The sequence below is a fragment of the Mycobacterium sp. IS-1742 genome (assembly GCF_001500125.1).
Taxonomy (GTDB): Bacteria; Actinomycetota; Actinomycetes; order Mycobacteriales; family Mycobacteriaceae; genus Mycobacterium.
This window is the reverse complement of the sequence record NZ_LQIV01000012.1, coordinates 351,090-371,200: the sequence shown is the minus strand read 5'-3', so window position 1 is coordinate 371,200 and position 20,111 is coordinate 351,090. Positions and strand designations below refer to the sequence as shown.

20 protein-coding genes and 1 pseudogene are annotated in these 20,111 nt (G+C 70.1%); 14 read left to right on the top strand and 7 right to left on the bottom strand.

Annotated features, from left to right (window positions below; genetic code table 11):
* Both AU196_RS10280 and AU196_RS10275 read left to right on the top strand, forming a co-directional pair.
* Positions 1 to 411: MmpS family transport accessory protein (locus AU196_RS10280; protein ID WP_231737488.1), on the top strand; the 411-nt coding region annotated here is incomplete at its 5' end.
* Complete coding sequence (locus AU196_RS10275; RefSeq protein WP_059094938.1) at positions 411 to 1,031, top strand: DUF2561 family protein; 621 nt, start codon at positions 411 to 413, stop codon at positions 1,029 to 1,031. The genes AU196_RS10280 and AU196_RS10275, both read left to right, overlap by 1 nt.
* 283 nt (positions 1,032 to 1,314) lie before the next feature.
* Here AU196_RS10275 and qcrB read toward each other — a convergent pair whose 3' ends face one another.
* From qcrB to ctaE, 4 genes are read right to left on the bottom strand one after another with little or no spacing between them, the layout of a single operon-like run.
* Positions 1,315 to 2,982, bottom strand: a complete 1,668-nt coding sequence (qcrB, locus tag AU196_RS10270; RefSeq protein ID WP_059094937.1) for a cytochrome bc1 complex cytochrome b subunit — start codon at positions 2,980 to 2,982, stop codon at positions 1,315 to 1,317.
* Positions 2,979 to 4,196 carry a cytochrome bc1 complex Rieske iron-sulfur subunit gene (qcrA, locus tag AU196_RS10265; RefSeq protein ID WP_286141128.1) on the bottom strand — a complete coding sequence of 406 codons (1,218 nt, stop codon included), beginning with the start codon at positions 4,194 to 4,196 and terminating at the stop codon, positions 2,979 to 2,981. The genes qcrB and qcrA overlap by 4 nt, the downstream gene beginning before the upstream one ends.
* 23 nt (positions 4,197 to 4,219) lie before the next feature.
* A complete protein-coding gene (gene qcrC, locus AU196_RS10260) occupies positions 4,220 to 5,023 on the bottom strand; it encodes a cytochrome bc1 complex diheme cytochrome c subunit (protein WP_157546200.1) in 804 nt (267 codons plus the stop codon).
* A 35-nt stretch (positions 5,024 to 5,058) separates the two neighbouring features.
* Positions 5,059 to 5,670 (bottom strand): aa3-type cytochrome oxidase subunit III, encoded by a 612-nt coding sequence (ctaE, locus tag AU196_RS10255; protein ID WP_082695663.1) that lies wholly within the window; start codon positions 5,668 to 5,670, stop codon positions 5,059 to 5,061.
* Between the two features lie 100 nt (positions 5,671 to 5,770).
* On the opposite strand from ctaE, the gene trpD reads away from it, so the two are divergent.
* Complete coding sequence (trpD, locus tag AU196_RS25095; RefSeq protein ID WP_082695662.1) at positions 5,771 to 6,844, top strand: anthranilate phosphoribosyltransferase; 1,074 nt, start codon at positions 5,771 to 5,773, stop codon at positions 6,842 to 6,844.
* Here the strand turns inward: trpD and AU196_RS10245 are convergent.
* Positions 6,782 to 8,584 (bottom strand): annotated as a pseudogene (locus AU196_RS10245) (DEDD exonuclease domain-containing protein); the annotation flags it as partial. The gene trpD and the pseudogene AU196_RS10245 overlap by 63 nt on opposite strands.
* A gap of 122 nt (positions 8,585 to 8,706) precedes the next feature.
* Here AU196_RS10245 and AU196_RS10240 point away from each other — a divergent pair.
* The 4 genes from AU196_RS10240 to AU196_RS10225 all read left to right on the top strand — a co-directional run bounded on the left by AU196_RS10240 (position 8,707) and on the right by AU196_RS10225 (position 12,171).
* Positions 8,707 to 8,922, top strand: a complete 216-nt coding sequence (locus AU196_RS10240) for a hypothetical protein (protein ID WP_353647242.1) — start codon at positions 8,707 to 8,709, stop codon at positions 8,920 to 8,922.
* 153 nt (positions 8,923 to 9,075) lie between these two features.
* The gene (gene ripC / locus AU196_RS10235) at positions 9,076 to 10,197 is read left to right on the top strand and encodes a peptidoglycan hydrolase RipC (protein ID WP_059094932.1); all 1,122 of its coding nucleotides are present in this window, start codon (positions 9,076 to 9,078) and stop codon (positions 10,195 to 10,197) included.
* A 5-nt stretch (positions 10,198 to 10,202) separates the two neighbouring features.
* The gene (locus AU196_RS10230; protein ID WP_059094931.1) at positions 10,203 to 11,033 is read left to right on the top strand and encodes a peptidase; all 831 of its coding nucleotides are present in this window, start codon (positions 10,203 to 10,205) and stop codon (positions 11,031 to 11,033) included.
* 10 nt (positions 11,034 to 11,043) lie between these two features.
* Positions 11,044 to 12,171 (top strand): glycosyltransferase family 4 protein, encoded by a 1,128-nt coding sequence (locus AU196_RS10225; protein ID WP_059094930.1) that lies wholly within the window; start codon positions 11,044 to 11,046, stop codon positions 12,169 to 12,171.
* Here AU196_RS10225 and AU196_RS10220 read toward each other — a convergent pair.
* Entirely contained in the window at positions 12,168 to 13,979 is a 1,812-nt protein-coding gene (locus AU196_RS10220; RefSeq protein WP_059094929.1) for an AMP-dependent synthetase/ligase, read from the bottom strand. The genes AU196_RS10225 and AU196_RS10220 overlap by 4 nt on opposite strands.
* Before the next feature lie 62 nt (positions 13,980 to 14,041).
* Between AU196_RS10220 and AU196_RS10215 the strand changes: the two genes are divergently transcribed.
* The 5 genes from AU196_RS10215 to AU196_RS10195 all read left to right on the top strand — a co-directional run bounded on the left by AU196_RS10215 (position 14,042) and on the right by AU196_RS10195 (position 17,385).
* Entirely contained in the window at positions 14,042 to 14,431 is a 390-nt protein-coding gene (locus AU196_RS10215) for a polyketide cyclase / dehydrase and lipid transport (protein ID WP_059094928.1), read from the top strand.
* Positions 14,432 to 14,486: 55 nt separating this feature from the next.
* On the top strand, positions 14,487 to 14,924 hold the full coding sequence (locus AU196_RS10210; protein WP_059094927.1) for an SRPBCC family protein: 438 nt from the start codon (positions 14,487 to 14,489) through the stop codon (positions 14,922 to 14,924).
* Positions 14,921 to 16,186 carry an ArsA family ATPase gene (locus tag AU196_RS10205; protein ID WP_059094926.1) on the top strand — a complete coding sequence of 422 codons (1,266 nt, stop codon included), beginning with the start codon at positions 14,921 to 14,923 and terminating at the stop codon, positions 16,184 to 16,186. The genes AU196_RS10210 and AU196_RS10205 overlap by 4 nt, the downstream gene beginning before the upstream one ends.
* The gene (locus AU196_RS10200; protein WP_059094973.1) at positions 16,183 to 16,572 is read left to right on the top strand and encodes a hypothetical protein; all 390 of its coding nucleotides are present in this window, start codon (positions 16,183 to 16,185) and stop codon (positions 16,570 to 16,572) included. The genes AU196_RS10205 and AU196_RS10200 overlap by 4 nt, the downstream gene beginning before the upstream one ends.
* A gap of 93 nt (positions 16,573 to 16,665) precedes the next feature.
* Positions 16,666 to 17,385 (top strand): lysophospholipid acyltransferase family protein, encoded by a 720-nt coding sequence (locus AU196_RS10195; protein WP_059094925.1) that lies wholly within the window; start codon positions 16,666 to 16,668, stop codon positions 17,383 to 17,385.
* Here the strand turns inward: AU196_RS10195 and AU196_RS10190 are convergent.
* Positions 17,346 to 18,629 (bottom strand): glycosyltransferase 87 family protein, encoded by a 1,284-nt coding sequence (locus AU196_RS10190; RefSeq protein WP_059094972.1) that lies wholly within the window; start codon positions 18,627 to 18,629, stop codon positions 17,346 to 17,348. The genes AU196_RS10195 and AU196_RS10190 overlap by 40 nt on opposite strands.
* Before the next feature lie 86 nt (positions 18,630 to 18,715).
* On the opposite strand from AU196_RS10190, the gene AU196_RS10185 reads away from it, so the two are divergent.
* Both AU196_RS10185 and AU196_RS10180 read left to right on the top strand, forming a co-directional pair.
* Entirely contained in the window at positions 18,716 to 19,594 is an 879-nt protein-coding gene (locus AU196_RS10185; protein WP_059094924.1) for a hypothetical protein, read from the top strand.
* Positions 19,595 to 20,101: a polyadenylate-specific 3'-exoribonuclease AS gene (locus AU196_RS10180; protein ID WP_059094923.1), complete on the top strand. Its 507-nt coding sequence runs from the start codon at positions 19,595 to 19,597 to the stop codon at positions 20,099 to 20,101.
* The last annotated feature ends 10 nt before the right edge of the window (positions 20,102 to 20,111 follow it).

The following is a 20,111-nucleotide window of genomic DNA, read 5'->3' as shown; positions in this document are numbered from 1 at the left end:
CGCGGCGGGCAGCAGCGCCCGGAGACCGTGACGGTCACCGAGCCGCCGCCACCGCCGCCCCCGGCCGAGGCGCCGCCGCCTCCGCCGCCGGAGACGACCACGCCGCCGCCTCCGCCGCCGACCACCACGACACCGGCCGGCCCGCGGCAGGTGACCTATTCGGTGACGGGCACGAAGGCGCCCGGAGACATCATCACCGTCACCTATGTCGACGCCTCGGGCCGCCGGAGGACTCAGCGCAACGTGTACATCCCCTGGTCGCTGACCGTCACCCCGATCTCCCAGTCGGAGGTCGGATCGGTGCAGGCATCGAGCCTGTTCCTGGTCAGCAAATTGAACTGTTCGATCACGACGAGCGACGGGACGGTCTTGTCCTCCAACACCGGCAACGCCGCGCAGACCAGCTGCTGATGACGGACAGCACCATCGCCCCCGCCCGTTCCGGCGCGGCGGCCGAGAGACTCAACCGCATCCTGCTCGGTGTCTGCGCGGCTGTATGGCTGATCGCGCTCGGCGCAGGCGTGGCGGCCACCGTCGCGCTGACCGAACTGGGCCGCAGTCAGCCCGCGGTCTCGTCCGACGGGGACACCCCGTGGCTGCTCTACACCGTCATCGGGGTGTCCGCCGCCGTGATCATCGGCTCGGTGCCCCTGCTGTTGCGTGCGCGGCAGACCGCGCAGGCGGAGCCGGAGGCTGTGGTGTTGCCGCGCGAAAGGGCAACGGCCACAGACGAACCAGCGACCGAGAAGCTGCGCATCGCCCCGGTGGCACAGCAGGTGCCGAGCCGGCTGGATCCCGGTGTGCCGACGGCCGAGGTGGATCGGTTGTGGCTGCAGTGCGCGCTGGTGCTCGGTATCGCGATGGGTGTGGCGATGATCGCGATCGGCGCCGCCACCTATCTGATGGCGGTCGGCAGCGACACGGTCTCGTGGGTCCTGTACGCGCTGACTGCGCTGGTGACGCTGGCGATGCCGGTCGCGCCCTGGTGGTACCTGCGTGAGCTGCGTGCCCTCCACGATTCTGCTGCCTGACGCACGCTTGACCGGGCGCCCTGCCGCGCTCGAGGCTTAAACCACGCAGACGACGTGCGAGTAGTGCCCTGCATGCGTTCCGTGTCGCGTCGGCCTGCGGGTGTCGAGATCCTGCCGCGCTCGAGGCTGAAGCCATGCAGATGACGTGCGAGTAGTGCCCTGCGTGCGTTCAGTCTCGCGACCGCGGTAGGGGAGGGGAGTGGTCCGACATCCCCACACACAGACAAAACGGCCGCCGCGACCTCCGGTGTGGAGGACCGCGGCGGCCGTCTCGTTGTCGGACTTAGTGGTGACCGTTCGTCGAACCGTTGCCGTCGCCGTCGGCCGAACCATTGGTGCCCTGCCGCTCCCGGAGCGCCGTGAGCGCGCGGCGGTGTGAGGCGTGCTGGGCCTCGGTCAGCGCCTCGTGCTCGACGATCGGGTCGGCGAACAGGAAGCTGCCGCTGCCCGGCGCACCGCCGGAGCCCAGCTTGTTCATCCGCTTGGGCAGCGGAGCGCCCTGGTACTCCAACGGAATCGGATGCCCGTGAGCGTCGACCGGTCCGAGCGGCTGGTGCAGCTCGATGTACGCACCGTGCGGCAGCCGCTTGATGATGCCGGTCTCGATCCCGTGCTCGAGCACCTCGCGGTCGCTGCGCTGCAACGACACCGCCCACCGGTAGGTGGTGTAGTACACGATCACCGGCAGCACCACCATCGCGATACGGCCGATCCACGTCGTCGCGTTCAGCGAGATGTCGAACTTCAGCGCGATGATGTCGTTCATGCAGGCGAACGTCAGCAGGATGTAGAAGGCCACAGCCATCGCGCCGATCGCGGTGCGGACCGGGGCGTCACGCGGACGCTGCAACAGGTTGTGGTGCGCGTCGTCACCGGTGAGCCTCTTCTCGAGGAACGGATACACCGTCAGCAGGCCGAGGATCAGGCCCATCAGCACCGCGATCCACACCGGCTGCGGGATCGTGTAGTTGCCGATGTAGAACTCCCACGCCGGCCACAACCGGATCAGACCGTCGGTCCACATCATGTAGAAGTCCGGCTGGCTGCCCGCCGACACCTGAGAAGGCTTGTAGGGACCCAGGTTCCAGATCGGGTTGATCTGCAACAGACCGCCCATCAGGCCGAGGATGCCCACGGTCAACGCGAAGAACGCACCCGACTTGACCGCGAACACCGGCATGACGCGCACGCCGACGACGTTCTTCTCGGTGCGGCCGGGGCCGGGGAACTGCGTGTGCTTCTGGAACCACACCAGCGCCAGGTGGGCCGCGATGAGAGCGAGCATGATGCCGGGGATCAACAGGATGTGCAGCGCGTAGAGCCGCGGGATGATGATCGTGCCGGGGAAGTCGCCGCCGAACAGCGCCCAGTGCATCCACGTGCCGACCACCGGGATGCCCATCGTGATGCCGGACAGGGCGGCGCGCAGGCCGGTGCCGGACAGCAGGTCGTCGGGCAGCGAGTAGCCGAAGAAGCCCTCGAACATCGCCAGGATCAGCAGCAGCGAGCCGATGACCCAGTTGGCTTCACGCGGCCGCCGGAACGCACCGGTGAAGAAGATGCGGGCCAGGTGGACCATGATCGACGCGGCGAACAGCAGTGCCGCCCAGTGGTGGATCTGCCGGACGAAAAGCCCGCCGCGGACCTCGAAGCTGATGTCGAGCGCCGAGGCGTACGCCCGCGACATCTCCACACCGCGCAACGGCTGGTAGACGCCGTCGTAGACGACCTCTGCCATCGACGGGTCGAAGAACAGGGTCAGCCAGACGCCCGTGATCAACAAGATGATGAAGCTGTACAGGGCGATCTCACCCAGCAGGAACGACCAGTGGGTGGGGAAGACCTTGTTCAGCTGGCGACGGACCGCCGCCGACGGGTGGTAGCGCGAATCGATCGCGTTACCCTGCGCCGCGAGTCGGGCGGCCATCTTGGAACCACTCTGTGCACTCATGATGTCTTCCGTTCCCAGAATGCAGGCCCGACGGGTTCGATGAAATCGCCGTTGGCGACCAGGTACCCGTCCTGATCAATGGTGATGGGCAACTGCGCGAGGGCGCGCGCAGCCGGACCGAATATGGGTTTCGCGAAGTGCAACGCGTCGAACTGCGACTGGTGGCACGGGCACAGGATGCGGTGCGTCTGCTGTTCGTACAGCGACGACGGGCACCCCAGGTGCGAGCAGATCTTCGTGTAGGCGAAGAACTCGCCGAAGTTGAAGCTCTCCTGGCCCTTGCGCTTGACCACCTTGGACATCTCTTCGGGCCGCAGACGGATGAGCATCACGGGATTGCGCACGCCCATGATGATCTCGGTCATCTTGTGGTGCGACTCGACCGTGGTGCCGTCACCGTCGGATTCGCGCCACGGGTAGACCGTCTCCATACCGCCGGCGTCGAGATCCTCCGGCCGCATCTTGGCGAACGTCGGACCGTGCCCGGTGTTCCCGGTCGCCCGGGCCAGGAAGATCGTCTCGCCCTGGAAGCGCGGGGTCCACCCGGAGGTCCACAGCACGGCCTTGGGGCCGTCGGCGGTCGGGACGACCGGCTTCCACGGGTTCTTGATGAGGCCGCCGATGAACGCCACCGCGGTGCCGAGGCCGAAGGCGCCGAGCCCGACGCCGAGCGAGACGCCGATCATCTTGCGGCGCTTGATGGTCGAGCCCTCGAGCGCGTCGGTCAGGTTGGCCGCGGCGGTCTTGCGCTGGATCTCGGGGGAGGCGCCGTCGTGGCGGTCCTGGATCGAGATCTCCTCGGGGATGAACCGCTTCTGGTAGAGCACCGCGCCGATGCCGATCGCGAGGATCGACAAGCCGAAGAACAGGCCGTAGAGCGGGGTCGCCAGCGAGTACAGGAACTCACCCTCGGAGCCGTAGGGCTGGTACTCCCACGGCCAGAACAGGAAGACCAGCAGCAGGATCAGCCCGGACACGCCGCCGATCAGCAGCCAGGTCGCGACCCCGCGCTCCGCGCGCTTCTCGGCGCGGGTGCCGGGGACCGGCCAGCGTGGCTCCTTGTAGACGGTCTCGACGCCGTCGAGACGGCCGCCGAGTTCGACGAGCTCCTCACGCGACATCGCAGCCAGTTCGGCGTCGGTCGGCTGACCCGGCACGCCACCGTGGCCGGGTGCATCGGTGCCCTTGGGGGCGCCGCCCGGGGTGTCGGTCACCCGATCTTCGTTCCGCTCGTCGCTCACGCCCGTGCTCCGATCCAGAGAGCCGCACCGATGACGGCCACCATGCCGATGATCCACGCCGCCATGCCCTCGGACACCGGGCCGAAGCCGCCGAGGCCGTATCCGCCGGGAGGCGGCGTCTTCCGCGACTCCTCGACGTAGGCGATGATGTCGCGCTTCTCCTCCGGCGAGAGCTGACGGTCGGAGAACTTGGGCATGTTCTGCGGACCGGATGTCATCGCCGTGTACACCTGCGCGGGAGAGGCCTGCAGTTCGGGCGCGTACTTACCCGACGACAGGGCGCCGCCCCGGCCGGTGAAGTTGTGGCACGACGCGCAGTTGAGCCGGAAGAGGTCACCGCCGCGGGCGACGTTGTCGCCGATCAGCGACTGGTTGGCGATCTCGCCGTTCTCGTCGCGCGGGACGACGGGCCCGCCGCCGTTGGCCTGCACGTAGGCGCCGAGCGCATCGGTCTGCGCCTCGTCGAAGTCGGCCGGCTTGTCCGGCGCCTGGGCCTCGTTGCGGCGCGCGGGCATGCGGCCGGTCGAGACCTGGAAGTACACCGCCGCCTCACCGACACCGATCAGGCTGGGTCCGCGGTCCGCCACACCCTGCAGGTTGCTGCCGTGGCAGCTCACGCAGGACATGTCGTAGAGCTCCTTGCCGGTGCGCAGCAGGGCCGACTGTGACTCGTCGGCCACCGCCACCTGCGGTGCGGGCGTCAGCGTGGCGGCGACGCCGCCCGCGACACCAAGTCCGACCAGCAGCAGCACCGCTGCCGACAAGCGCCGGCGGAACCGTCGGCGGGACTTGCTGATCATCGAACCCCTTCTCATCGGCTGCGAATCCTGTGAGCTCATCGGACGAAGTAGATGACGGCGAACAGCGCGATCCACACGATGTCGACGAAGTGCCAGTAGTACGACACGACGATCGCCGCGGTGGCCTGTGCCGGTGTGAACTTGCTCATCTTGGTGCGGGCGAGCAGGAACACGAAGGCGACCAGACCGCCGATCACGTGCAGGCCGTGGAATCCGGTGGCCAGGTAGAAGACCGAGCCGTAGGCGCTGCCCGGGATCGTCGTGCCCTCATGCACCAGGTGGTAGTACTCGTAGAGCTGGCCGCACACGAAGAACAGGCCCATCAGGAACGTGAGGACGTACCACCGGCGCAGGCCGAACACGTCACCGCGTTCGGCGGCGAAGACACCCATCTGGCAGGTGAACGACGACGCGATCAGCACCAGCGTGACGGGTACCGCCAACGCCAGGTTCAGTTCGGTCGGCGGGGGCGGCCACTCGCCGCCTGCCTGGGCGCGCGCGGTGAAGTACATCGCGAACAGTCCAGCAAAGAACATCAACTCACTGGAAAGCCACACAATGGTGCCGACACTGACCATATTTGGCCGGTTCAGCGAATGCACGCGCGAGGTGATCGCGGTTCCCGAGGTCCCAACAGCACTCGTCACACCGCAAGTATGACGCTTTGTAGTTGTCGAACTCCACCCGGGTCGCCTATTCGTCACAAGTGTCGTAAGGAACGATCGGGGCGACCTTTGGGAGTCCCGGATGCCGTGGGAACATCGGCGCGTGACTGATACTCCCACGTGGCCGTCGATCCTGGGGCGGTTGACCACCGGACAGAACCTGGTGACCGGGCAGGCCGGCTGGGCGATGGACCAGATCATGACCGGTGCGGCCACCCCGGCGCAGATCGCCGGGTTCGCCGTGGCGATGAAGCTCAAGCGCCCGACGTCCGCGGAGGTCACCGAACTGGCCGACGTGATGCTCAAGCACGCGCGCCGCATCCCGACCGACGTCATCGGCAACGAGACGGTCGACATCGTCGGCACCGGGGGCGACGGCGCCAACACCGTGAACCTGTCCACCATGGCGGCGATCGTGGTGGCCGCCGCGGGCGTGCCGGTGATGAAACACGGCAACCGGGCCGCGTCCTCGCTGTCCGGCGGGGCCGACACGCTCGAGGCGCTCGGCGTCCGGATCGACCTGAGCCCCGACCAGGTGGCCGCCTCGGTCGCCGAGGTCGGTATCGGGTTCGCGTTCGCAAACCACTTCCACCCGTCGTACAAGCACGCCTCGGCGGTGCGCCGGGAGCTCGGCGTGCCGACGGTGTTCAACCTCCTCGGGCCGTTGACCAACCCCGCGCGGCCCCGCGCCGGGCTGATCGGCTGCGCGTGGGCGGAGCTCGCGGAGGTGATGGCCGGGGTCTACGCCTCGCGCAACTCCAGCGTGCTGGTGGTGCACGGCGACGACGGTCTGGACGAACTGACCACGACCACCACGAGCACGATCTGGCGCGTGCAGGCGGGCACGGTCGAGCGGCTGACGTTCGACCCGGCGGCGTTCGGCTTCCAGCGCGCCCAGCTGTCCGAACTGGTCGGCGGCGACGCCGAACACAACGCCGCCGAGGTGCGGGCGGTGCTCGGCGGAGCCAAGGGTGCGGTGCGCGACGCGGTGGTCCTCAACGCCGCGGGCGCAATGGTCGCGCACGCCGGGCTATCCAGCGACGCCAAATGGGTGCCGGCCTGGGAGGCGGGCCTGGCCCGCGCCACCGAGACCATCGACTCCGGGGCGGCCGAAAAGCTGCTCGCGCGTTGGGTGCGGTTCACCCAGAAGCTCTGACGGGGCGGTCTGTTCGGCGGCCAGCCGTGCCGAACGGGCCGTCTCCGCCCACACCAGCCACCGACCCGCCGCGCCGATCGGCGTGGCGTAGCCGGGGTCGCAGCGCACGATCCGCACGCCGGGGGTGGTGAGCCAGCGGGCGATCAGCGCGGTCTCCTCGACCAGCGCACCGCCCAGCGGGGCGGCCTCCGGCAGCACCGTCTGCGCCGCGGCGGTCAACGCGTCGACGACCGGCATCGGCGGCACCCCACGGCGGGCGCAGCCCGCGGCGGCCAGCCGCCCGTGGCGCACCACCGCGAGCTCCCACCCGCCACTGCCGTCCGGACGTGCCGCGACCAGTTCGGTCTGGTCGGCCAGTGCGCGCAGCCGCTGCCCGCGCCACAGCACCTCGATGCCCGTTGCGGCATGGTCGCGCAGCCGCGCCGCCGACTCGTAGCGGTTGACGGCGGCCAGCTCGGCGATCCCGTCGATCACCGCGGCCAGCGCCGCATCGTCGCGGCCCTCGATGAGGTCGGCGGCGCGGCGGGGAGCGGGGGCGTACGTTCCGGCGTCGATGTCGCGCGGGGCCGGGCACGGGGACAGTTCCCGCTCGGCGCAGCCCGCCCCGTGCCGGGCCGCGCGGGCCAGCCGCGCGGCGCAGGTGCGCACACCGGTGAACCGGGCGAGCAGTTCGGCGGTCTGCACGGCGTCCGCGCGAGCGCGGAACGGACCCACCGCCGAACCGTGGCGGGGGGCCCGGACGACCGAGAACCGGGGAAAGGCCTCGTCGGTCAGCACCACCCACCACCAGCGCTGCGGGAACTTCGAACGCCGGTTGTAGGGCGGCGCGTGCGCGGCCAGCAGACGCAGCTCGCGCACGCCCGCCTCGAGCTCGTGGGCGCATTCGACATGGTCGACGCGCGTGGCCAGTGACGCCATCTCCTTCATCCGCGCCCGCGGATCGGCTCCGGTGAAGTACTGGCCGACCCGGCGGCGCAGGTCCACGGCTGTGCCGACGTAGAGCACCTCGTCACCCGGGCCGCGGAACAGGTACACCCCAGGACGGTGCGGCAGACCGTCGGCCAGCCGGCGGTTGCGGCGCTGCGCGGGGGTGACGTCCGGCAGGTAGGCGCGCAGGTCGGTGTAGCTGTGCACGCCCTGGTTGCCGATCCGCTCGATCAGCCCGTGCAGGACGTCCACCGTGGCGCGTGCGTCGTCGAGGGCCCGGTGGGTCGGAGTGGTCTTCGCGTGGAACAACTGCGCCAGCGCGGACAGCCGCACACTGGGCGCCTCCTCACGGGTGAGCACGCGGCGGGCCAGCTTGACCGTGCACAGCACCGGCGGGCGCGGCCAGGTCAGCCGGCACTGTTCGGCCGCGGCCCGCAGGAAGCCGATGTCGAAACCGGCGTTGTGGGCGACGAGCACCGAACCGCGCGCGAACTCGAGGAAGGAGGGCAGCACCGACTCGATGCGCGGGGCCGCGCAGACCATCGCGGTGGTGATGCCGGTCAGCGAGACGATCTGCGGCGGTATCGCCCGCCCGGGGTCGACCAGGGTGGCCAGCTCCCCGAGCACCTCGCCGCCGCGGACCTTCACGGCGCCGATCTCGGTGATCGCGTCCGGATGATCTCCCGTGGCGCGACCGCCGGTGGTCTCCAGATCGACGACGACGAAGGTGGTGTCCCGCAACGACAGTGACTCCATGTCGAAGGACAGCTGCTCGGCCGCGCGCCCCTCGGCACCGACGCTGCGCTGACCCATGCGAGAAACGTAGGGAACGGCACCGACACCGCGGCGGTGCCACGCGGGCCGCGGTGTTCCCGGTCGGGTCGTGTCGGTGGGCGCCGCTAGCGTGCGGGCACCACCCAATGAGAGGACCACCCATGGCTTCGGACGCCGACATCGTGACCATCGACTGCGACGACTGTGCCGTGCGCGGTCCGGGGTGTCAGGACTGTGTTGTGAGTGTGCTGCTCGGAGTTCCCGAGACGTTGCTCGTCGACGAGCGCCGTGCCCTGGAAGTGCTGGCCGAGGCCGGATTGGCGCCGCGACTGCGCCTGGTTCCGGTTCACCGGCAAAACAATTCGGGCGTTGCCTGAGGGTCCGCCCGGGGAGGGAGCGGAACAAACCGCCCCTTGGCACCTGTTAAATTTGGCTCTCCTGTTGGACAAGCCCGATGCCGTTTCGTAACCTATCTGAGACCTAAGAGCAGTTCGAGGCGGCTCGTTACGCCAGTTGAAGGACGCAAAATCTTGAGGCTCGTTCGCGCGCAGTGGGGCACCCGTGTTCTCAGACGACCCGCCGTCGGTGCGATAGCGGCTCTGACCATGTTCTCCTCGGTGCTGGCCGGCAGCGCGCTGGCCGATCCGGCCGACGATGCACTGGCAAAGCTCAACGAGCTGTCGCGGCAGGCCGAGCAGACCACCGAGGCCATGCACTCGGCGCAGCTCGAGCTCACCGACAAGCTGGCCGCGCAGCAGGCCGCCGAGGCCAGGCACACCGCCGACCTCGCCGCCACCGAGCGGGCCAAGGCGCAGCTGGCTGACTTCCAGTCGGCGGTGAACAAGGTGGCCGCCACCCAGTACATGGGCGGTCGCACCGACGGGATGAGCGCGATCTTCACCGCGGACTCCCCACAGCAGTTCATCGACAAGATCTCGGTACAGCGGGTGATGGCCGGTGAGATGGCCGCCCGGATGGCGGGGTTCCGCGACGCCACATCCCGGGCCGCCGCCGCCGAGCAGGCGTCGGCACGGTCGGCCGCCGACGCCAAGACCGCCGCCGAGCAGGCCGCTCAGGTACGCGCCGATCTACAGAACAAGCAAAGCCGGCTGCAGACCCAGATCGCCGTCGTCAAGTCCCAGTACGAGGCGCTGACGCCCAGCCAGCGGGAGGCGCTGGCCGCCCTTCCGCCCGCGCCGCCGGTTCCGCCGGCCGCGGCACCCCCGGCCCCCAACGATCCCGGTGTGCTGGCCGCACCGCCCGGGGCCATCCCGCCGGGCGACATCGCCCCGCCGGCGCCAGGAGGGGCCAACCGCGCCGTCGCGGTGCAGGCCGCGCTCAGCCGTATCGGATCGCCGTACTCGTGGGGCGGGTCCGGCCCGAACGCCTTCGACTGCTCCGGTCTGGTGATGTGGGCCTTCCAGCAGGAGGGCATCTCGCTTCCGCACTCCAGCCAGGCGTTGGCCCGCGGCGGGCAGCCCGTGTCGACGGACCAGATGCAGCCCGGTGACCTCGTCACCTACTACTCCGATGCCTCGCACGTCGGCATCTACATCGGCGACGGGATGATGGTCCACGCCTCGACCTACGGGACCCCGGTCCGCGTGGCGCCGGTGAACAACGCGCCGATCCACAACGTGCGTCGCTACTGATACCCGTGGCCACCGGGCCCGGCTCCATCCGACCCCGACGGGTCCTGCTCGCGCTGCTGCTGGCCGAGTTCGTCTCCGCCGTCCTGCTGCTCGACCGGGTGCATCCTCCGGTCGCGCCGCCGCCGCTCGCCGCCGCGGTCGCCGACCAGCCGACGGCGGCCGGACCCACCGCCGTCACCACACAGCTGCCCGACGGACGCCGCGCGGAGTTCGTCGCGCTCGGCGGCACCCGCAGCGCGACCCTGCTGTCCCGCATCGCCGCCGAACTCCCGGCCGCCGCCGATGCGGTGACCGGCTTCTGGGGCCAGGACTGGCGGCGGGAGATCATCATCGTCGCGACCGGTTCGGATCCGCAGTTCGCGGCGCTCGCCGGCGGGGGAGCCGACATCGCGGCCGCGACCACCGCCGACCGCATCTTGTTCGCCCCGGGCGCCGCCGCGATGACCGACGAGTCACTGCGCATCGTGCTGCGCCATGAACTGTTCCACCACGCGGTTCGCGAGCAGACCGCAGCCGACGCGCCGCGCTGGCTGACCGAGGGCGTCGCCGACTACCTGGCCCGCCCGCGCGACGCGGCGTTAGCACCGGATGCGGTGCCCACCCTGCCCACCGACAGCGACCTCGACACCCCTGGCCCCACCAGGTCCCTCGCCTACGACCGGGCGTGGCGGTTCGCCGTCTACGTCGCCGACCGTTACGGCCCCGAACGCCTGCGGGCGCTGTATGTGCGGGCGTGCGGCCCCGACCATGTCGACGTCGCCGCGGCGGTGCGGGACACGCTCGGCGCCGGCCACGACGAGCTGCTGGCCGGGTGGCGGCACTGGCCGCAGGGTTAGCCTGGGCCCGATGTCGCGAGTCCTGCTGGTCACCAACGACTTTCCGCCGCGCCCCGGCGGTATCCAGAACTACCTCGAGGCGTTCGTCGACCACGTCGTGGCGGCGGGCGAACACCAGGTGACCGTCTACGCCCCGGCGTGGAAGAACGCCGCGGATTACGACCGTGCGGCCGCCTACGAGGTGGTGCGCCACCCCGGCACCCTGATGCTGCCCGAACCGTCGGTGGCGGGCCGGATGCGCGGCCTCATCACAAGCCGCGACATCGACACCGTGTGGTTCGGCGCGGCGGCCCCGCTGGCCCTGCTCACGCCGATCGCCCGGCGTGCCGGCGCCGCCCGGGCGATCGCCAGCACCCACGGCCACGAAGTGGGCTGGTCCATGTTGCCGGTGGCGCGCACGGCGCTGCGCCGCATCGGCGACGACACCGATGTGGTGACCTTCGTCAGCCGCTACACCCGCGGCCGGTTCGCCGGGGCGTTCGGACCGCGCGCCGCGCTGGAACACCTGCCGCCCGGGGTGGACACCGAGCGGTTCACCCCCGATCCGGCCGCGCGCGCCGAGCTGCGGGCCCGCTACGGCCTCGGGGACCGCCCCGTCGTGCTCTGCCTGTCGCGACTGGTGCCCCGCAAGGGGCAGGACATGCTGATCAAGGCGATGCCCGCGATCCGGCGCCGGGCGCCGGATGCGGTGCTGGTGATCGTCGGGGGCGGTCCGTACCGCACCGCGCTGGAACGGCTGGCCCGCGAGCACGGTGTCGGCGGGCACGTGTGCTTCACCGGCGGCGTCCCGGGCGACGAACTGCCCGCCCACCACGCGATGGCCGACGTGTTCGCGATGCCTTGCCGCACCCGCGGCGCCGGTCTGGACGTCGAAGGGCTCGGCATCGTCTATCTGGAGGCCTCGGCGACCGGGGTGCCGGTGGTGGCGGGCCGCTCGGGCGGCGCGCCGGAGACCGTCCGCGACGGGGAGACCGGGCTCGTCGTCGACGGCACCGACGTCGGTGCGGTGGCCACCGCGGTCGGCGATCTGCTCGCCGACCCGGCGCGGGCGGGGGCGATGGGTGACGCGGGCAGGCGGTGGGCGCTGCAGAACTGGCAGTGGCCGACGCGCGCGGCCCGGCTCACCGAGCTTCTCTAACTGATGTAGAGCGCCTCGATGTCGTCGGCGAACTTCTCGGCGACCACCGTGCGCTTGACCTTCAGGGTGGGGGTCAGTTCGCCGGTGTCCTCGGTGAAGTCCACCGGCAGGACGCGGAACTTGCGGATCGCCTCGGCCTTGGACACGGCCTGGTTGGCCTGCGTGACCGCGGTGTCGATCTCGGCGATCAGATCGGGGTCGGCCGCGAGGTCGCCGACCGAGGCGTCGGGCGCCTTGCCGTTGCGCTGTTTCCAACCCTCGAACGCCTCGGGGTCGATGGTGATCAACGCGCCGACGAACGGCCGGGCGTCGCCGACGGCCATCGCCTGGCTGATCAGCGGATGGGCCCGCAACTGGTCTTCCATGACCGCGGGCGCGACGTTCTTGCCGCCGGCGGTCACGATGATCTCCTTCTTGCGCCCGACGATCGTGAGGAATCCGTCGTCGTCGATGGCGCCCAGGTCGCCGGTGTGGAACCAGCCGTCGGTGAAGACCTTCGCGGTCTCCTCCTCGTTGCGCCAGTAACCGCCGAACACCACGCCACCCTTGACCAGCAGTTCGTTGTCGTCGCCGAGTTGCATGCTGTTGCCCGGCAGCAGTTTGCCCACCGATCCGATCCTGATGTCGTCGATCCGGTTCACGGTGATCGCCGCGCTGGTCTCGGTCAGGCCGTAACCCTCGTAGATGGTCAGCCCGACGCCGCGGTAGAAGTGGCCGAGGCGTGCGCCCAGCGGTGCGCCGCCCGAGATGGCGGCGTGGCACTCCCCGCCGAGCGCGGCGCGCAGCTTGCCGTACACCAGCCGGTCGAACAGCGCGTGGCGGGCGCGCAGCAGCAGGCCCGGTCCGCGCCCGGCACCCGCGGCGTCCAGGGCGCGGCTGTACTCGATCGCCGTCGCGGCGGCGATGTCGAAGATGCGGCCCTTCCCGTCGTTGCGGGCGTTCTGCTCGGCGGTGTTGTACACCTTCTCGAAGACCCGCGGCACCGACACCACCAGCGTCGGCCTGAACACCCCGAACAGCGGGACGAGGTTCTTGATGTCGCTGGTGAAGCCGAGGGTGACCTTGTTGGCGAACGCGGCGATGGTGATGGCGCGGGCCAGCACATGGGCCAGCGGCAGGAACACCAGCATCCGCTCACCCTCGGCGAGCTGGGCCGGGAAGCAGCTCTTGGCGCCGCGGATCTCGTAGACCAGGTTCGCGTGGGTGAGCTGGCAGCCCTTCGGCCGCCCGGTGGTGCCGGAGGTGTAGATCATGGTGGCCGGTTGAGCAGACCGGATCCCGGCCAGCCGGTTGTCGAGTTCGTCGGGCGCCACCTGCCTGCCGGCCTCGGCCAGCGCCTCGAGCGCACCGGGGCCGGAACCCTCGATGCGCAGTACCGTGCGCAGCTCGGGCAGGTCGTCCCTGAGCTGTTCGATCCTGTCGGCGTGGGCGTCGTTCTCGGCGATCACCAGCACCGCGCCCGAGTCCGACAGCACCCAGCGGATCTGTTCGACCGAGGATGTCTCGTAGATCGGAACGGTCAGCGCGCCGACGGCCAGGATCGCGAAGTCGAGGATCGGCCACTCGTAGCGGGTTGCGGACAGCAGCGCGACGCGGTCACCGGGCTGCACGCCCGATGCGATGAGACCCAGTGCGGCGGAACGGATCTGCGCAGCAGCCTCGGCGCATGTCACGTCCGTCCAGGTGCCGTCGACCAACCGGCGGAAGATGACGTGGCCGGGATCGTCGCGCTCGTGGTCGAAGACCGCGCTGACGACGGTGTCGCGCTCACCCACCGTGAACGGGGCGGGCACGCTGAACTCGGGCACGGCTTCCAGCCTAGTCGGCCGCTGCACCGCGGCGAGGGGCCGTGTGTGAAGCTTGGGAGACGATGAACAGCATCCAGATCGCCGACGAGACGTTCGTTGCCGCCGACCCCGCTGAGGTGGGCCGCGCCGTCGCAGAACCGGCCAACTGGCGGCGCTGGTGGCCGGATCTTCGGCTGACCGTCGTGGAGGACCGGGGACCCGTCGGGCACCGCTGGACGGTGACCGGCGCGCTGATCGGGACCATGGAGGTGTGGCTGGAGCCGTCGCTGGACGGCGTGATCCTGCACTACTTCCTGCACGCCGAACCGGCGGGCGTCTCCGCGCGGCAATTGGCGCGGACGAACCTGGCGAAGGTGAACCACGCGCGGCGGGTAGCGGGTAAGAAGATGGCGTTCGAGCTCAAGCGGACCCTGGAGGCGTCACGGCCGGTGGGGGTGTCGCGGCTGTCCTGACGATGGGTACAGCCGCGGACGTGAGGGTACATTTCGGCTTGAGGAGGGCGGGCACGTGGCGGACAAGACGGCGCAGACGATCTACATCGATGCCGATCCTGCGACGGTGATGGACGTCATCGCCGACATCGGGTCCTATCCCGACTGGGTCAAGGAGTACCGGGAGACCGAGGTGCTCGACACCGACGTCGACGGATACCCGAAGACCGCGCGGCTGGTGCTCGACGCAGCCGTACTCAAGGACACCATGGTGCTGGCCTACGAGTGGCCCGCCGACCGCAACTCGGTGACGTGGACGCTCGTCTCGAGTTCTTTGCTGAAGTCCCTCGAGGGCGCCTACCGCCTGGCTCCCAAGGGGTCGGGCACCGACGTCACCTACGAGCTCGCGGTCGACCTGATGATCCCGATGATCGGCCTGCTCAAACGCAAGGCGGAGCGAAGGCTGACCGAGACGGCGCTCAAGGATCTGAAGAAACGGGCCGAGGCTGAGTGAACTCCAGTGGCGCCGCCGCCCGCATCAGCCTGTTCGTCGGCAAGGGCGGGGTAGGTAAGTCCACGCTCGCGACGGCCACGGCCGTCCGCGAGGCGCGGGCGGGCGGCCGGGTCCTGATCGTGTCCACCGACCAGGCGCACTCGACCGGGGATGTGCTCGGGGCGACGGTCACCCCGACCGGGCGGCGGGAACCGACCCGCATCCTCGCCGACCTCGACGCCGGCACCGCCGACGCCGGGGGCACCCTCGACGCGCTGGCCCTCGACACGCTGGCGCTGCTGACGCAGAGGTGGCGGGAGGTCGCCGGGCCCGTCGCCGCGCGGTTCCCCGATTCTGACCTCAATGACGTTGCGCCAGAAGAACTCTCAGCGCTCCCCGGGGTGCAGGAAGTGCTCGGCCTGCACGAGGTCGCGGAGTTGGCGGCGAGCGGTCTGTGGGAGCACGTCGTGGTCGACTGCGCCTCCACCGCCGACGCGCTGCGCATGCTGACGCTGCCCGGCACGCTTGCGCTCTACCTCGAGCGGGCGTGGCCCCGGCACCGCCGGTTGTCCCGGGGCGCCGACGATGCGGCGTCGGCGGCGATGGTGGATCTCGTGGAGCGTATCGATGCGGCGACCCAGCGGTTGACGGTTCTGCTCGCCGACGCCTCGCAGGTCAGCGCGCACCTGGTGCTCACCGCCGCGCGGGTGGTCGCCGCCGAGGCGTCCCGCACGCTGGGCTCGTTGGCGCTGATGGGCGTCCGGGTCGGCGAGCTGATCGTCAACCAAGTTCTGCTGCAGGATGATTCGTTCGAGTACCGGAACCTGCCCGAACATCCCGCATTCGACTGGTACGCCGAACGCATCTCCGAGCAGAAGGCGGTGCTCGACCACCTCGACACCGCGATCGGGGACGTGGCGCTGGTGCTGGTGCCCCACCTGCCCGGGGAGCCGATCGGCCCCAAGGCGCTGGGGGAGCTGCTCGACGCCGCCCGCAGGCGCGACGGATCGGCCCCGCCTGCGCCGGTCCGCCCGGTCGTCGACCGTGAGTCGGGAACCGGCCTCGATGCGGTGTACCGATTGCGGTTAGAGTTGCCGCAGGTCGATCCCGGCGAGCTCACGCTGGGCCGGGTCGACGACGACCTGATCATCGGTGCCGGCGGTATGCGGCGCCGGGTCCGACTCGCATCCGTGTTGCGCAGGTGCATCGTCACCGACGCGGCACTGCGGGGAAGCGAGCTGACCGTGCGATTTCGACCGAACCCGGAGGTGTGGCCGGCATGAGTGCTGAACATTCCGACCTCGGTCCCGAGCTGCGGGCGCTGGCGCAGGCGATCCTCAACCGCGTGGACCCCGCGATCCGGTTCGCCGCCGCCCGTGCGGCCGGAAGCGGTGGGGAGCGGCCCGGCAGCTGTCAGCAGGTCTGGTGCCCGGTGTGTGCATTGGCCGCGCTGGTCCAGGGTGAACAGCACCCGCTGCTCAACGTCGTCGCCGAACACAGCGTCGCGCTTCTCGACGTCGTGCGCGCGCTCGTCGACGACATCGACGCGGCGGGGCCGCCGCCGACACCGCCGTCACCCCCGTCACCCCCGCCCCAGACCGACCAGCCGCCCGATCAGCCGCCCGGCCCGGGCCGCTACCAGCACATTCCGGTGACCGTCCAGGAGTGAGGTCCGCACCCGGGCCGACACTGTGGTCGTGTTCTCACCGCCTGGGTAAAGTTGTCGCAGAGCACCGTCCGGTGCGCCCGATGCGGAGGGTCCATGTGGTATTGGCTGTTCAAGTACGTCTTCATGGGCCCGTTGCTGACCCTGCTCGGCCGCCCCAAAGTGCAAGGGCTGGAATACCTTCCCCGCTCGGGCGCCGCGATCCTGGCCAGTAACCACCTCGCCGTCGCCGACAGCTTCTATCTACCCCTGGTGGTCAGCAGGCGCATCACGTTCCTGGCCAAGGCCGAGTACTTCACCGGAACCGGGCTCAAGGGTTGGTTCCAGCGTTGGTTCTACACCGTCGCCGGACAGGTGCCGATCGACCGGACCGACGCGGACTCCGCGAAGAGCGCCCTGACCACCGCGCAGCGCATACTCGCCGAAGGCAAACTGCTCGGCATGTACCCCGAGGGCACCCGCTCACCCGACGGACGCCTCTACAAGGGTAAGACCGGTCTGGCGCGGCTCGCGCTGGAGACCGGCATGCCGGTGATCCCCGTCGCGATGATCGGCACCGACGTCGTCAACCCGCCCGGCAGCAAGATGTGGCGGTTCGGCAAGGTCGAGGTCAAATTCGGCAAGCCGATGGACTTCACCCGGTTCGAGGGTCTCGCGGGCAATCGCTTCATCGAGCGGGCCGTCATCGACGAGGTCATGTACGAGCTGATGCGGCTCTCCGGTCAGGAGTACGTGGACCTCTACGCCGCCGACGTCAAGGAAGGCACCGCGGTCGCTCAGCCGGCCGCGCGACTGCCCGAGGCCGCTGCGGGCTGAACCGCCCTGACGGGTTCGGGGCGGTGGGTCGCCCGCGCGGTCAGCGTGCCCGCCGCCGCGATCACCAGCAGCGCCCACCACACGTAGGAGCCGCCGGCCAGCTGACGCCACAGCGACGCCGAGGTCTCCCGGTGCTCTGGTAGCAGGGTGATCGGCGACCACACCGTCAGCGCGAAGCCGAGTGCCCCGGCGACGGCCAGCCCCAGGTGCCGGGTGCGGTGGGCCACCACGAGCGTCACCAGCACCGTGGGCAGCGACCACACCCAGTGGTGTGACCACGACACCGGCGAGACCACCAGGCCGAACATCGCGACGCAGACCAGGGCCAGCACCGGTTCGTCCGCGCGCAGTGCGCGGCGTCCCGCCCAGACGGTCAACCCCAGCACCGCGAAGCACGCCAGCGCCCACAGGGCGAACCGGAGGTCTTCGCCGACCCCCAGGCGCGCCAGCGTGCCCGCGATGTTCTGGTTGGTGTTCAGCGTGGCTGCGCCGATCCGGTCGGTGTTGCGCACCGTCGCGGTCCAGTACTCCCACGAGTCGCGCCAGGCCAGCGCGAACCCGAGCACCATGAGCACGACGACCGAGGCGGCGCTGACCAGCAGTGCCCGGGTGTCGCGGCGCAGCAGGAAGTACAGCAGGAACACGGCGGGGGTCAGCTTGAGCGCGATCGCCAGACCGACCAGCATCCCGCGCGGCCACGGGGTGCGCCGCGGCAGGCAGTCGGCGATCACCAGCGTCATCAGAACGACGTTGATCTGGCCGAAGTCGAAGTTCGCCCGGATGGGTTCGAGGAAGAGCACCGCCGGGGCGACGATCGCCGCGGCCAGCCACGTGCGCCGCAGCCAGGCCGGTTGTGCCGTCACCCGCGTGGCCGGCCAGACGTCGAGCCGGGTCAGCACGATCACCAGGGCGACGACCAGCAGCAACAGCGTGGTCGCGGTGATCACCGCGCTGGCCGCGGGCAGTGGCATCACGGCGAACGGGGAGAAGACGATCGCCGCGAGCGGGGGATAGGTGAACGGCAGCTCGAGGCCGCCCTGGGTGGCGAACATGGCGCCGTCGGCGTAGAGCGGGCTGCCGTCGAGCCAGGCCCGGCCGCCCATCCGGTAGACGTCGATGTCGATCCGGTACGGCGTCTCACCGAGTAACCGCCAGCCGGCCCAGCCGAGCGCGGCCAGGGTCAGAAGGCAGAACGTCCGCCACGCAAAGGTTGGCGCCCAAGCAGGCGACCGCCGAGTACTCATGTCGCCGACCAGCCTATCGGTGGGCTCCGGCGAGTCGGACGACATCCCGGTCGCGCCACGCGCAGGTCGGCGTAAGTTTCCACAGCGTGCACCTGACCCTGCAGCTGGACTTCCTCACCCTCGATCGCCTGCCGCTGCTGTGCTGCCTGGTCGCGTTCATCCTCACCTTCTTCGTGACACGCACGATCGTGCGCTACATCCGGCGTCACGCCGGCAGCGACGCCCCGCGCAAGTGGTGGCAGCCGCGCAACATCGCCGGTTCGGGTGGCACGCACATCCACCACGTCGTCATCGGGGTGATTCTCGTGATGGTGTCGGGACTCACCATGGTGACGCTGGCCGTCAACGGGGGAGTGCCTGAATTCACCGCGGCCGCAACCGTTTTCGGGATAGGCGCCGCGCTGGTGCTCGACGAGTACGCCCTGATCCTGCATCTGTCGGACGTGTACTGGTCCGAGGACGGCCGCACCTCGGTGGACGCGGTGTTCGCCGCCGTCGCGGTGGCGGGCCTGCTCATCCTGGGGTTCAATCCACTGTCGTTCTTCGACGTCGGCATCTGGCGCGACGACCACAGCGTGGTGGCGCGCGCGACGGTCATCGCACTGGCGGTCGCGACGCTGATGCTGGCGATGGTGGTGCTGGCCAAGGGAAAGGTGTGGACCGGGCTGGTGGGCATGTTCATCACACCCCTGCTGTTCGTCGGTGCGCTGCGGCTGTCCCGCCCACACGCCCCGTGGGCCCGCTGGCGCTATACGAACCGGCCCCGCAAGATGCACCGGGCGCTGGAACGCGAGCGCTGGCTGCGCCGGCCCGTGGTGCAGGCCAAGCTGTGGCTGCAGGACGCCATCGCCGGGATGCCGAAGTTCCCCGACGACGCGAAGGTCGACGAACAGCTGGACCGCGAGATCCACGCCGCACCCGCCCCGCAGAAGGTCCCCGCCGCCGAGAGGACCGGTGCGGTCTAGATGCGTTACTTCTACGACACCGAGTTCATCGACAATGGCCGCACCATCGAGCTCATCTCGATCGGCGTGGCCGCCGAGGACGGCCGTGAGTACTACGCGGTGTCCACCGAGTTCGACCCGGAACGCGCAGGCAGCTGGGTCCGCAAGCACGTGCTGCCGAAGCTGCCGTCGCCCGCGTCGAAGTCGTGGCGGTCGCGCCGCGAGATCCGCTCCGAACTCGAGGACTTCTTCGGCATCGACGGCGACGAGCCGATCGAGCTGTGGGCCTGGGTGGGCGCCTACGACCACGTGGTGCTCTGCCAGCTGTGGGGACCGATGACCGCGCTGCCGCCCGCGATACCCCGGTTCACCCGCGAGCTGCGCCAGTTCTGGGAGGACCAGGGCTCACCGCGGATGCCCCCGCGGCCCCGCGACTCCCACGACGCGCTGGTCGACGCCAAGCACAACCTGCTGCGCTATCAGGTCATGACCGGAACAGCGGGGATGGACGGCCGGTTCCGGCGCTGACTTACCATTG